Here is a 12,285-nt window from a genome sequence, read left to right as displayed (position 1 = left end):
CTCATTTCACCAGGCGCGCGTCGAGGCTGTTCTGCGCCAGGCGCTGGGCCTGCTCGCGGGTCATGCCGAGGCCGTCGTGCAGGGCCATGAAGTTCTCGGTGACGTAGCCGCCGAAGTAGGCCGGGTCGTCCGAGTTGACGGTGACCTTGAGGCCGCGGTCGAGCATCTTCAGGATGGTGTGCTGGCTCATGTCGTCGAACACGCAGAGCTTGGTGTTGGACAGCGGGCAGACGGTGAGCGGGATCTGCTGGTCGATCAGGCGGGCCATCAGGCGCTCGTCCTCGAAGGCGCGCACGCCATGGTCGATACGCACCACCCCGAGCTGGTCCAGGGCCTCCCAGATGTACTCCGGCGGACCTTCCTCGCCGGCGTGGGCCACGGCCGGGAAACCCTCGGCGCGGGCACGGGCGAAGACGCGCTTGAACTTGCTCGGCGGATGGCCCTGCTCGGAGCTGTCCAGGCCGACGGCGATGAAGTGGTCGCGGAATGGCAGCGCCTGGTCCAGGGTGGCCTGGGCGGCGTCTTCGGACAGGTGGCGCAGGAAGCTCAGGATCAGCCCGCTGGTCACGCCCAGCTGCCTTTCACCGTCGGTCAGCGCCTGGGTGATGCCGCGCACCACCACCTCGAAGGGAATGCCGCGATCGGTGTGGGTCTGGGGATCGAAGAAGGGCTCGGTGTGGATGACGTTCTGCTCCTTGCACTTCTGCAGGTAGGCCCAGGTCAGGTCGTAGAAGTCCTGCTCGGTGCGCAGCACGTCGGCGCCGGCGTAGTAGAGGTCGAGGAATTCCTGCAGGTTGCCGAAGTTGTAGGCGGCGCGCAGGGCTTCGACATCACCCCAGGGCAGGGCGACGCCATGGCGCTCGGCCAGCTTGAACAGCAGCTCGGGCTCCAGGGTGCCTTCCAGGTGCAGGTGCAGTTCGGCCTTGGGCAGGGCATTGAGCCAGTCGTACATGGAAACCTCGAATCGCGTGTGGAATGGAACTGCTGATGATTGTCGCACGCTTTGCCCGGTCCTTCGCGGCCAGGCGGGTTCCCCCTGACCGATGTACGGTGGTTCGGGACCTCAGAAATTCCCAGCGCTCCACGCTTTGGGCCAGCAAAAGGCCATAACCCCTGCAGCGAGTCGTGATCTGACTACAATCGGGACGCATGGCTCCAAACACCAGGCGTGAGGTATCCGTGCAGACCGTTCAGGATCATGTTGGCGGCAAGAACAACAATCTCAATCTGATTCGCATGATCGCGGCGCTCGCCGTGGTCTTCAGCCACAGCTTCGCCATCTCCAGTGGCACCCCCACGGCGGAGCCCGGACGCGAGAGCCTGGGCATGACCCTCGGCGACATCGCCGTCGATATCTTCTTCATCACCAGCGGTTTCCTGGTCACCAAGAGCCTGCTCAGTCGGGCCGATATCATCGACTTCGTCTGGGGCCGCGCCCTGCGCGTGGTGCCGGGCCTGCTGGTGATGCTGGTGCTGACGGTGCTGGGCCTGGGTGCCTGGCTGACCCGGGCGCCCTTGCAGGACTACCTGAGCGACGGCCAGACCTGGCTCTACCTGCTGAAGAACACCGGCCTGATCGCCGGCGCCGAGTTCGACCTGCCCGGCCTGTTCGAGGGCAATCCGTTGCAGACCATCGTCAATGGCTCGCTATGGACGCTGCCCTTCGAGGTGGGCATGTACGGCGCCCTGGCGCTGCTGTGGCTGGCGGTGCTCTGGCTGCGGCTGGACAGTCGCCACTTCCAGCGCGCCATCCTGCTGTTCGCCGCGGGTGCCGCGCTGTTCAAGCTGTTCGCCTACTACTTCTTCGCCAGCGAATCGCACCTGCTGCGACTGTTCCAGATGTTCTTCCTGGGCGGCGCCTTCTATGTGCTGCGCGGCTACATCCCGCTGTCGCGCGCGGCCTTCGTCGCGGCCGTGGCGCTGCTGGCGGTGGCCACGCCGGACCGCGACAGCTTCTTCCTGGTCTACAACCTGGTACTGGGCTATGTGCTGCTCTACCTGGCCTTCGTCCCGGCCGGGCGCATCCGCGCCTTCAACGAGGTGGGCGACTACTCCTACGGGCTCTACATCTACTCCTTCCCGGTGCAGCAGACCCTGGCGGCGGTGATCCCCGGTATCGAGGCCTGGACGATGGTGATCCTGTCCATCGGCATCACCCTGCCGCTGGCGGTGGTGTCCTGGTACCTGGTGGAGCGCCATGCCCTGGGCTATCGCCAGGTCTGTGCCCTGGGTACCAGGGCGGTGTGGAGCCGCCTGGTGCCGCGCAGGTCAGGGGCGAACTGAGGCGCGGTCAGCGCTCGTCGACCCAGACGCGCATCTCGCCTTCACCACGATTGGCCCAGGCGTAGTAGGGGATGAAGGTGAGTCGTTGCGGACTGGCCTGGGGCGGCGCCGAAGCCTGGCGGTAGAGCGGCTGGGCGGCGCTGTCCGAGGCATTCCAGCGCAATCCCTCGGCGCCCAGCTGCACCACCTGCTGCAGGGGCGCACGGCCATGGATTTCCTGGAATCGGGCCGTCGGCGGCAGCGACAGGTTGTGCAGGTCGGCGCCGTTGTCCGCCTGTTCCAGGCAATAGACCAGCGGCCCGCGCTGCACCGCCACCTTGCCGGCCAGTTGGCGGACCTGCGGATGGGCGCGCAGGCGTTGCGGCGCCATGGGCAGGTCCAGTTCCACCCGGTCGCCGGTCCGCCACTCGCGGCACAGGTGGCAATAGCCGTCGCGGCTCAGGGGCGCCAGGTCGACCGGCTCGTCGTTGATCCGTAGCGCCGGCGCCGGGCACCAGTCGGGCAGGCGCAGGGCCAGGGTGAAGGTGCCGCCCTGGGACGCCCCGGCCAGCTCGAAAACGATGTTGCCCTGCCAGGGATAGTCGCTGCGCTGGCGCAGTTGCCAGCGTTGGCCGGCGAGGCTGAAGTCGAGATCGCTGCCCACGTAGAGATGCACATAGAGGCTGTCTTCGCGCTGCAGATAGACATAGTCCTCCAGCGAGCCCAGCAGGCGGGCGATGTTCGGCGGACAGCAGGCGCAACCGAACCAACGCTGGCGCACGGCGTGGACGTGGTCGTAGCGGTGGCTGCCGGCCAGGGTCGCGGGGTGTACCTCCAGTGGATTGACGTAGAAGAAGTGCCGGCCGTCCAGCGCCATGCCAGCCAGCACGGTGTTGTACAGCGCCCGCTCCAGGACGTCGGCGTAGCGGCCTTCCGGGCTGATTTCGAGCAGGCGCCGGGCGAACATCACCAGGGCCACCGAGGCACAGGTCTCGGCGTAGGCGGTGTCGCTGGGCAGGTCGAAGTCGCAGGTCAGGGATTCGCCGTGGCTCTGGGCGCCCACCCCGCCGGTGACATAGAGCTGGCGCTGGGTCAGGTTGTCCCAGATGCGCCGGCAGGCGGCGGCCTGCTCGGCGTCGCCGGTGAGTCGGGCGAGGTGGGCGACCCCGGTGTAGAGATAGAGCAGGCGCACCGCATGGCCGATCGCCTTGTCCTGCTGGAGGATGGGTGCGTGGGCCTGGCTGTAGGCCTTGTCCTTGATCATCCAGGCCGGGCCGTGACTGGGCCAGTGGAAGGTGCGGCCGCGGCGCTCGTATTCGGCGTCGTAATAGTGCGGCTGCTGGCCGCGCTGTTCGACGAAGTAGCGGCCCAGCGCCAGATAGCGCGGCTCGTCGGTGACCTCGTAGAGCCGCATCAGTGCCAGTTCGATCTCCGGGTGGCCTGGATAGCCGGGCAACTGCCCGGGGCGCGGACCGAATACCTGGTCGATGTGGTCGGTCAGGCGCCGGGCGATGTCCAGCAGGGCGGTCTTGCCGGTGGCCTGGTAGTAGGCCACGGCGGCCTCGATCAGGTGGCCGGCACAGTACAGCTCGTGGCATTCGGCGAGGTTGGTCCAGCGCGCCGCGGGGGCCTTCACGGTGAAGTAGGTGTTGAGGTAGCCGTCCGGTTGCTGGGCCGCGCCAATCAGGGCGATCACCTCGTCGGCAGTGGCTTCCAGCGCCGGGTCGGGCGCCTGGGCGAGTTGGTAGGCCACCGCCTCCAGCCATTTGGTCACGTCACTGTCCTGGAACACCATGCCGTGGTGTTCGCCCTGGCGCTGGCCGGCGGCGATGCGGAAGTTGTCGAGGGCGTGGCTGGGCTCGGCGGCGTCGACCCGGTCGTTGAGCGCTTCCCATTGGTAGGGGATGACCACGTCGCGGACCAGTTGCCGATAGGCGCTCCAGAAGGGGTCGTCGAGCCGGACGCGGGGCGTTTTGAGAAGGGGCGTTGACATGGAATCCTCCGGGGGAAGTCAGGCGGCCTGCAGGTCGTCGGCGAGACGCTGCATGAAGGGACGATCAAGCTTGCAGAAGGCCAGTACGCCGGCCAGCGCCAGGTGCAGCAGGGCAGGGACCAGGGTCTCCAGCAGGGTGATGGCGGACAGCGACGCCGGGGTCTGGGCGGCCTGGCCGGGATGGTAGGCCACCAGGGTGAAGAGGACGCTGATGATCAGGGCGCTGGAAGCCCAGGCCAGCTTGATGCAGAACAGGTTGGCGGCGAAGTTCAGTCCCGAGGAGCGCACCCCGGTCTTCCAGCGGCCGTAGTCGTCGGCGAAGGCCATGAAGGAGAAGTGCAGCGGCAGCGTCATGCCCTGGACCAGGCAGGTGGCGAAGATCAGGCCGAGCCAGAGCCGGGCGTGTTCGGCGCCGGTGGGCACCAGGTACAGCCCCAGGCTCCAGACCGCCAGCAGCAGGTTGATGCCCAGGTACAGCCGGAGTGGATCGATGCGCCGCGACAGTGGCGGTACCAGCAGGGCACCGCCGGTGGTGGCCAGGGCCACCATGGCGAAGAACAGCGAGGTATAGGCCGTGTCGCCATGCAGCACATAGGTGATGAAGTAGAGGTAGCCGCCGCCGCGCACGTTGAACACGTTGATCAGCAGGAAGGACAGCGCCAGCATCAGCAGGAGCTGGTCGTTACGTCTCATCGCGGCCAGGTGCTGGCGCAGTCCGAAGTTCCCCAGGGTGGCCAACGGCACGCGTTCGCGCACACTGAAGAAGCACCAGAGGAACATGGCCACCGCCACCCCGCAGAGTAGGGTCACGCCCCAGCGATAGCCCTGCGCCTGGTCGCCATGGCCGAAGGCGGCGACCATCCAGGGCAGGCCCACCGATACCAGCAGCCCGGCGAGGCCACAGAGCATGAAGCGCCAGGTCTGGCAGGACACCACTTCCTGCTGGCGGGTGGTCATGGCGTTGATCAGCGCGCAGTAGGGCACGTTGATGGCGCTGTAGCTGAGCGACAACGCCAGGTAGGTGAGAAAGGCGTAGACCAGCTTGGCGGTGGGGCCGAGATCGGGCGTGCTGAAGGTCAGGATACCGGCCAGGCCGATGGGCAGGGCGGCCCACAGCTGCCAGGGGCGGAAGCGACCGAAGCGGCTGTTGGTGCGGTCGGCGAGGGTGCCCATCAGCGGATCGGCGAGGGCGTCCACCACCCGCAGCACCAGGAACAGGGTGCCGACCACGGCCGGGGTGAGGCCGAAGATGTCGGTGTAGAAGAAGGTGAGGAAGTTGGCGATGAGGCAGGTGATGATGGTACCCCCGGCATCGCCGAGGCCGTAGCCGAACTTTTCCGCACGAGACAATTCCGCCGCCGACGTGGCCGGCGCGAGCGTAGCGGGGCTGAGGGCCGAGGTGGTCATGGTGGCTTCTCCCTTTCTTGTCATTATTGGAGGCGACCGTCGAAGAGGACGGTCAGGGCCGGTTCCTGCCGCCGCGAGGGCGGTTGGCCTGGAGACTAGGTTGGCATCGCCGGTCAAAGGCCGACAAGGGAGCCGGGACGTATAAAAACGGGACGATTCCGACTTATCTTGCTGGACTAGGCGAAGCGATGAATGCCGAAGGGGTGGCCATGCTGCAACTGAGTTTCACCAGTCCGCTGCGGGTACAGAACGGCGGCCATTTCATCTCCCGCGGGGTGGGGCGCCATCCGCGGCGCATCCTCGATTCCTACGAGTTGATCTACGTCGACCGCGGTGTGCTCGGCCTGCGCGAGGAAGAGGCGGAATTCGTCCTCGCTGCCGGTGAAGCCTTGCTGTTGCAACCGGGACGCCTGCACGAGGGCTTGGGCGACTTCGATCCCGAGCTGAGTTTCTACTGGCTGCACTTCGAGCTCGCCGCCGAGCCGCTATCGGGCAACGGCCTGACGGTGCCGCAACGCTCGCAGGTGCAGGCGCCGGAACGCTTCGTCGCCCTGCTGCGGTTATTTCTCGCCGAGCAGGAGGACGGCGCCCCGGCCGCGGCCCTGGAGTTGTTGTTGCTGGCTCTGCTGGAACGCCTGGCGCGCAGTCCCCTGGCCAGCGCCGCCCAGGGCGCCGGGGTGGCCCTGGCCTATCGTGCCCGCCAACTGATCAGGACTCGTTTCGGCGAGGCGCTCGGCGCCGCGACGCTGGCCAGTGCCCTGCGCTGCAATCCCGACTACCTCGGCCGGGTGTTCCGCCAGACCTTCGGCATCACCCTGACCGAGGCCATCCATCGCCAACGTATCACCGCCGCCGAGCGTCTGCTGCTCAACGCCGAACTGCCCTTGGCAGGCATCGCCGAGCGTTGCGGCTTCGGCGACAGCGCCTATTTCCGCCGGCTGTTCCGCCGCCAGCGTGGCATGACCCCGGCCGCCTACCGGCGGCTGTACTGCAAGGAGCACATCAACTCGGCGTGAGCGATCACCACTGCGCCGGAGATGCGAGCGTTTTATCATCCACGGCGGTCGTAACAAGGCATTGCTCACTCAAGGACGCTCTTCTCCATGCTCGCCGCCCTCAAAGACGAAACCCTGCTGCTGGTCGCCATCGGTGCCACGGTGCTGGCCTATGTGTTCGAACACGCGCTGCTCGGCGGTGGCCAGACCCTGGCGTTGGTCGCCGCCGGCGGCCTGATCGCCGCCATCATCTGTGCCGCCATGCGCGTGGCCCACCATGCCGAATTGCTGGCGGAAAAGGTCGGCGACCCCTACGGCACCATGATCCTGACGCTGTCCGCCGTGCTGGTGGAGGTGATCATCCTGGCGATCATGATGAGCCACGACCACTCGCCGACCCTGGCTCGCGACACCATCTACGCCGCGGTGATGCTGGACATGAACGGCATCATCGGCCTGGCCGCGCTGCTCGGCGGCCTCAAGCACGGCGAGCAGCCCTACAACGACGACTCCAGTCGCAGCTACGGGGTGATGATCATCACCGCGGTGAGCATCTCCATGCTGGTGCCGGAGTTCATTCCCTCGGCCCAGTGGCACGTCTATTCCTTCTTCACCATCGGCGCCATGGCGCTGCTCTATGGGCTGTTCCTGCGCATGCAGACCGGTCCGCACAGCTACTTCTTCAGCTACAACTACCCCGAGAAGAAACGCAAGCGCCCAGTCGTCGAAGGCCAGGAAGAGGCAAGCGGCCATGGCGAGAGCAGTGCGGCGCTGTCCATCGGGATGCTGATCGTCGGCATCGTCGCCACCGGTGCCCTGGCCGAGGTGATGTCCAAGTCGCTGGACACCGGCCTGGAAGGCCTGGCCGTTCCGGCGCTGGTGCCGGCCCTGGTGGTGGCGGTGATCTCCGCCAGCCCGGAGATTCTCACGGCGCTGCGCGCGGCCATGGCCAATCGCATGCAGTCGGTGATCAACATCGCCCTGGGCGCCAGCCTGTCCACCGTCATCCTCACCGTACCGGTGGTGGAAGCCATCGCCCTGTATAACGGCCAGCCGATCCAGATGGCCATGACCCCGGTGCAGACGGTGATGATGGCGGTGACCCTGATCGTCGCCGCCATCAACCTCAACGACGGCGAAACCAACGCTATCGAGGGCATGACCCACTTCGTGCTGTTCGGTACCTTCATCATGCTGACCATCCTTGGACTCTAGTGTGGCGTTTCAGAAGTTGACTGCACAATTTTGGCGGCGCTTTTTCGGCCTGGGCAGCGTTGCCACTCCTCGCCATAGCCCTGCTATGACTCGTCGCGGCGCCTTGCCAATCGGGGCGCCGAACCGACCAAAAAATCACTCGCCAATTCTTGTGCGAACTTCCGAAACACCACACTAGGACGACCCATGATCGACAGTGAGATGATCAGCAACTACGGCTATGGAGCGGCCGTTCTAGGCGCTCTGGTGGAGGGCGACGGCGTCGCCATCCTGGCTGGTATCGCTGCGCGACACGGGTACCTGATCTTCCCGCTCACGGCGGTCTGCGTGGCGCTGGGCGGTTTCATCGGTGACCAGACGTTGTTCTTTCTCGGGCGGCGCTACGGCGACAACATCCTGCGCCGTTTCAAGCGCCAGCAGGCGCGCATCGACTGGCTGCGCAGCCGCATCCATCGCCACGAGGCGTTGTGGATCATCGGCATCCGCTTCGCCTATGGCTTCCGCCTGATCGGCCCGCTGTTGATCGGCGCCAGCGGGATACGGCCGCGCCGCTTTCTGTTCTACAACATCATCGGCGCGCTGCTGTGGGGCTTTCTCATGACCGGCATCGGCTATGCGGTGGGGGAGATCCTGCGGGATTTTTTCGCCGAGCATCATGTGTCGAAGCGGTGGTTCTTTGCGGCGGCGATCTGTGTGGTGGTGTTGTTCGTGGGGGTACGGGCGGTGTTGCGGCGAAGGGAGGGGGTGTAGGGGAGGGTGGTTTCGTAGGTTGGGTTGAGCGCAAGCGAAGCCCAAAGCCTTGCTCTACCTGATTATCGAGTGCCTTGATGGTTTTGGTTTCGCCCACCCGGGCGAGTCACTTTTGTCAGTCGCGACAAAAGTAACCAAAAGCGCTTGCCCCACCATCCGGCCCTCCGCTGCGCTGCAGGTCCGCTCACGCCAGCGCCGTTTCGGGGTCGGTCCAGATGGGCCGTCCATGGCCCACTGGACCTCTCGCCGCATCCATGCGGCTCGACCCACTCCACGACACTGGCGCTCGCCCTGCTGAACGGGGCGATTCGCCAGCCTGAAAGTTCTGGTTGAGGAGCCCGTAGCGTGGACAACGGCTAAGCCTTGTCCACAAGGATCGGCGTTACGCGCCAGTGGAAAACGCTACGCGGTTTTCCACGCTACAACCTGTGAACACCCAAGCCTCAGGCTTGCGCCCCGTCCCCGTCAGTGAGGCCGAGTTCCGGTGTCGTGGCAGGGGTTGCGAGGCAGGACGCCGAGCAAGGCGCGAGGGGCAGGATGCCCCTTCGTGCCGTGCCCCCGCCACGGCGCCGGGACGAGGGTACCCGCAGCGCAGCGGAGGGCCGAAACGTGGGGACAGCGTTTTTGGTTACTTTTGCCGCGATTGGCAAAAGTGACTCGCCCGGGTGGGCGAAACAAAAAGCCTCAGCACACGTCGGTAAGTAGCCGGGCACTGATAGGCGCAAACTCTGCAGTGTTCGGCTTCGCTCCGCTCAACCCAACCTATCAAACCCTGCCGGCCAACGAAAAAGGCGCCCTGAGGCGCCTTTTTCGAACCAAGCCAACCCCCAAGTCAGACCTTGACGATCCAACCCTCCGGAGCCGGCTTGTCGCCGGTCTGGATACCGGTCAACTCCTCGTACAGCTTGCGCGTCACCGGGCCGACCTCGGTCAGGCTGTGGAAGACGTGCAGCTTCTCGCCGTACTGGATGCCACCGATGGGGGTGATCACCGCGGCGGTGCCGCAGGCGCCGGCTTCGACGAACTGGTCGAGTTGGTCGATGAAGACGTCGCCCTCGACCACCTCCAGGTCCAGGCGGTCGCGGGCCAGGTCCATCAGCGACAGGCGGGTCACGCCCGGCAGCACCGATTCGGAGCGCGGGGTGATGAATTTGCCGTCGCCGGTGATGGCGAAGAAGTTGGCCGAGCCGACTTCCTCGATCTTGCGATGGGTCAGGGGGTCCAGGTAGATGCAGTCGGCGAAGCCTTCGGCCTTGGCCTGGGCGCCGGGCATCAGGCTCGCGGCGTAGTTGCCGCCGACCTTGGCGGCACCGGTGCCCTGGGGTGCGGCGCGGTCGTAGCTGGAGATGACGAAATTGTGCGGGGTCATGCCGCCCTTGAAGTAGGCGCCGACCGGGATGCCGAACACCACGAAGTGGAATTCGGGGGCGGTGCGCACGCCGATGTTGTCACCCACGCCGATGACGAAAGGCCTCAGGTAGAAGGCGCCGCCGCTGCCATAGGGCGGAATCCAGGCCTCGTTGGCCTTGACCACCTGCCGGCAGGCGTCGATGAAGAGTTCGGTAGGCACCGGCGGCATCAGCAGGCGGGCGCAGCTCTTGTGCATGCGCGCGGCGTTGCGGTCGGGGCGGAACAGGTTGATGGAACCGTCCTGGCAGCGATAGGCCTTGAGGCCTTCGAAGCACTGCTGGCCGTAGTGGATGGCCGTGGAGCCTTCGCTGATGTGCAACTGGTTGTCGCGAGTCAGCTCGCCGGGTTGCCAGCTGCCGTTGCGATAGGTGGCGATGAAGCGGAAGTCGGTCTTGATGTAGTCGAAACCGAGGGTCTTCCAATCGATATCCGCAGCGCTCATAAATCCTCGCAGTGCTCTCCGGCGCCTCGGCCGGTCGTTCTAGGGGTGGCCGTACGCCTCACCGGCGACGGTTCAAGGAGGTGAACGAGACGGAACTCGTCCTCAGACTGTGAAAGATACCGCTTATCCAGACCGGCGGGGGCACCTTTCAGCCAATCGGGTCTCCAAACGGTGACGCTGGCCCTTTGCCGCCTCCACCTGTTGCCTCAGGCTAGGCGCGCCGGTCGCGACCAGGAGCTCGTCTTGAAAACAACGATGGCGTTGCTGGGTGCCCTCACCCTGCCAGCGCTCCCGGTGCAGGCCGCCGGAATCTTCACCGATGCCTTCGATCCGGCGCTCAATCGCCGGGTCATCGAATGGCGGGGTGCGCCTTCGCCCGAGGGCATCGTCTTCAGCGTGATCGCCAGTCAGTTCAAGACCAGCGCCGGCCACGCCACCACCGATTTCCGCACCCAGCTGTCCACCTTCGGCGACAAGGTGCGCTTCCATGGCTGCAGCGCCAGCCGCTGGGAGATGGACGGCCGGCTGTACCTGCCGCTCAAGGGCCAGTACCGCATGGCCGGGCTGGACGAGCGCTATGGCGAATACTTCGTCGCCCAGCCCACCCGCCAGGATCTGGAGTGGGTAGCCATGAACACCCGGGTTCACTATCGCCTCTGCCGCCTGCGCGAGACTCTCTCCGCCGAGGATCTGCAGGGCCTGCGCTGGGTGCTTCGGGCGGCAGAGGCCGACTAGCCCTGGCTAGTCGAAGCGGGTGATGACGGTCACCCCGGTCCCCTGGAAGCTGTCCATCTGCATCAGCGCCGCGCAGGATTCGGCCAGGCTGATCTCCCGACCGATCAGTTTTTCCGGCGCCAGGGTGCCGTGGCGCAGCATGGCCATCAGCACGTCGTAGCGATGGGCCTGCATGCCGTGGCTGCCGAGGATCTCCAATTCGTGGGCGATCACCAGGTTCATCGGCAGCGCCGGTGTGGCCTGGTCGCCCAGCAGCAGGCCGACCTGGACGTGCTTGCCGCGCTTGCGCAGGCTGGCGATGGAGTTCCAGCAGGTGGTGGGGTGGCCGAGGGCGTCGAGGGAAACATGGGCGCCGCCGCCGGTGAGTTCGCGTACCGCTTCGGGCACGCTGGCCACCTGGGTGGCATCGACGGTCGCCACGGCGCCGAGCTGGCGGGCCAGCGCCAGCTTGTCCGCGGCGATGTCGATGGCCACTACCTGGGCGCCCAGGGCACGGGCGATCATGATGGCCGAGAGCCCGACTCCCCCGCAGCCATGCACCGCCACCCACTGGCCGGCGCTGACCTTGCCCTGGTCGACCACGGCGCGAAAGGAGGTGACGAAGCGGCAGCCCAGGCTCGCCGCGGTGGCGAAGTCCAGGCTCTCGGGCAGGGCGACCAGGTTGAGGTCGGCCTGGTGGATGGCGACGTACTGGGCGAAGGAGCCCCAATGGTTGAAGCCGGGCTGGAACTGGTGATCGCAGACCTGCTGATGGCCAGCGTGGCACTGGGGGCAGGCCCCGCAACCGCCGACGAAGGGCACCGTCACCCGGTCGCCGATCCGCCAGCGGGTCACGTCCTTGCCCACGGCCTCGACGATCCCGGCCAGTTCATGACCCGGCACATGAGGCAGTTCGATATCGGGATCATGGCCGACCCAACCGTGCCAATCGCTGCGGCAGACACCGGTCGCCATGACCTTGAGCACCACGCCATGGGTGGCAGGAGTGGGGTCCGGCACCGTGGTCAGGCGTGGCGGCGCGGAAAAGGCTTCGTAGACGACGGCTTTCATGGGCTGGCCTCGGGAGGGATAGGGTC

At 66.2% G+C, this 12,285-nt stretch carries 10 protein-coding genes; 5 read left to right on the top strand and 5 right to left on the bottom strand.

The features are described from left to right. Position 1: 1 nt before the first annotated feature. Positions 2-952, bottom strand: coding sequence for an adenosine deaminase (locus RND78_RS06120; RefSeq protein ID WP_312726859.1), 951 nt, complete (start codon positions 950-952; stop codon positions 2-4). Between the two features lie 227 nt (positions 953-1,179). On the opposite strand from RND78_RS06120, the gene RND78_RS06115 reads away from it, so the two are divergent. Continuing rightward, positions 1,180-2,283, top strand: coding sequence for an acyltransferase (locus tag RND78_RS06115; protein ID WP_312726857.1), 1,104 nt, complete (start codon positions 1,180-1,182; stop codon positions 2,281-2,283). Positions 2,284-2,290: 7 nt separating this feature from the next. Here the strand turns inward: RND78_RS06115 and RND78_RS06110 are convergent, their stop codons facing one another. Further along, a complete protein-coding gene (locus RND78_RS06110; RefSeq protein ID WP_312726856.1) occupies positions 2,291-4,255 on the bottom strand; it encodes a beta-L-arabinofuranosidase domain-containing protein in 1,965 nt (654 codons plus the stop codon). A gap of 18 nt (positions 4,256-4,273) precedes the next feature. Continuing rightward, positions 4,274-5,662, bottom strand: coding sequence for an MFS transporter (locus RND78_RS06105; protein ID WP_312726853.1), 1,389 nt, complete (start codon positions 5,660-5,662; stop codon positions 4,274-4,276). A 188-nt stretch (positions 5,663-5,850) separates the two neighbouring features. Here RND78_RS06105 and RND78_RS06100 point away from each other — a divergent pair, with 188 nt between their 5' ends. The 3 genes from RND78_RS06100 (at position 5,851) to RND78_RS06090 (ending at position 8,622) form a co-directional block, all read left to right on the top strand. Next, complete coding sequence (locus tag RND78_RS06100) at positions 5,851-6,678, top strand: AraC family transcriptional regulator (RefSeq protein WP_312726851.1); 828 nt, start codon at positions 5,851-5,853, stop codon at positions 6,676-6,678. Between the two features lie 87 nt (positions 6,679-6,765). Then, positions 6,766-7,872: a calcium:proton antiporter gene (locus RND78_RS06095; RefSeq protein ID WP_312726849.1), complete on the top strand. Its 1,107-nt coding sequence runs from the start codon at positions 6,766-6,768 to the stop codon at positions 7,870-7,872. A 186-nt stretch (positions 7,873-8,058) separates the two neighbouring features. Beyond that, positions 8,059-8,622, top strand: coding sequence for a DedA family protein (locus RND78_RS06090; protein WP_312726847.1), 564 nt, complete (start codon positions 8,059-8,061; stop codon positions 8,620-8,622). An 832-nt stretch (positions 8,623-9,454) separates the two neighbouring features. Here the strand turns inward: RND78_RS06090 and RND78_RS06085 are convergent. Further along, entirely contained in the window at positions 9,455-10,474 is a 1,020-nt protein-coding gene (locus RND78_RS06085) for a branched-chain amino acid aminotransferase (RefSeq protein ID WP_312726845.1), read from the bottom strand. Positions 10,475-10,717: 243 nt separating this feature from the next. On the opposite strand from RND78_RS06085, the gene RND78_RS06080 reads away from it, so the two are divergent. Beyond that, a complete protein-coding gene (locus tag RND78_RS06080; RefSeq protein ID WP_312726844.1) occupies positions 10,718-11,209 on the top strand; it encodes a hypothetical protein in 492 nt (163 codons plus the stop codon). A 6-nt stretch (positions 11,210-11,215) separates the two neighbouring features. On the opposite strand, the gene RND78_RS06075 is transcribed toward RND78_RS06080, so the two are convergent. Beyond that, complete coding sequence (locus RND78_RS06075) at positions 11,216-12,259, bottom strand: zinc-dependent alcohol dehydrogenase family protein (protein ID WP_312726842.1); 1,044 nt, start codon at positions 12,257-12,259, stop codon at positions 11,216-11,218. Positions 12,260-12,285 lie beyond the last annotated feature (26 nt).

Origin of the sequence: Pseudomonas oryzihabitans (genome assembly GCF_032027545.1) — a bacterium.
GTDB classification, from domain to species: Bacteria; Pseudomonadota; Gammaproteobacteria; order Pseudomonadales; family Pseudomonadaceae; genus Chryseomonas; species Chryseomonas oryzihabitans_F.
The sequence above is the reverse complement of the archived record's forward strand: the minus strand, read 5'-3'. Positions and strand labels throughout refer to the sequence as shown.

What these genes read in the sequence shown, in the direction of transcription:
- RND78_RS06120 (WP_312726859.1), bottom strand. Translation starts at nt 952, where the DNA reads ATGTACGACTGGCTCAATGCCCTGCCCAAGGCCGAACTGCACCTGCAC.
- RND78_RS06110 (WP_312726856.1), bottom strand. Translation starts at nt 4,255, where the DNA reads ATGTCAACGCCCCTTCTCAAAACGCCCCGCGTCCGGCTCGACGACCCC.
- RND78_RS06105 (WP_312726853.1), bottom strand. Translation starts at nt 5,662, where the DNA reads ATGACCACCTCGGCCCTCAGCCCCGCTACGCTCGCGCCGGCCACGTCG.
- RND78_RS06100 (WP_312726851.1), top strand. Translation starts at nt 5,851, where the DNA reads ATGAATGCCGAAGGGGTGGCCATGCTGCAACTGAGTTTCACCAGTCCG.
- RND78_RS06095 (WP_312726849.1), top strand. Translation starts at nt 6,766, where the DNA reads ATGCTCGCCGCCCTCAAAGACGAAACCCTGCTGCTGGTCGCCATCGGT.
- RND78_RS06090 (WP_312726847.1), top strand. Translation starts at nt 8,059, where the DNA reads ATGATCGACAGTGAGATGATCAGCAACTACGGCTATGGAGCGGCCGTT.
- RND78_RS06085 (WP_312726845.1), bottom strand. Translation starts at nt 10,474, where the DNA reads ATGAGCGCTGCGGATATCGATTGGAAGACCCTCGGTTTCGACTACATC.
- RND78_RS06075 (WP_312726842.1), bottom strand. Translation starts at nt 12,259, where the DNA reads ATGAAAGCCGTCGTCTACGAAGCCTTTTCCGCGCCGCCACGCCTGACC.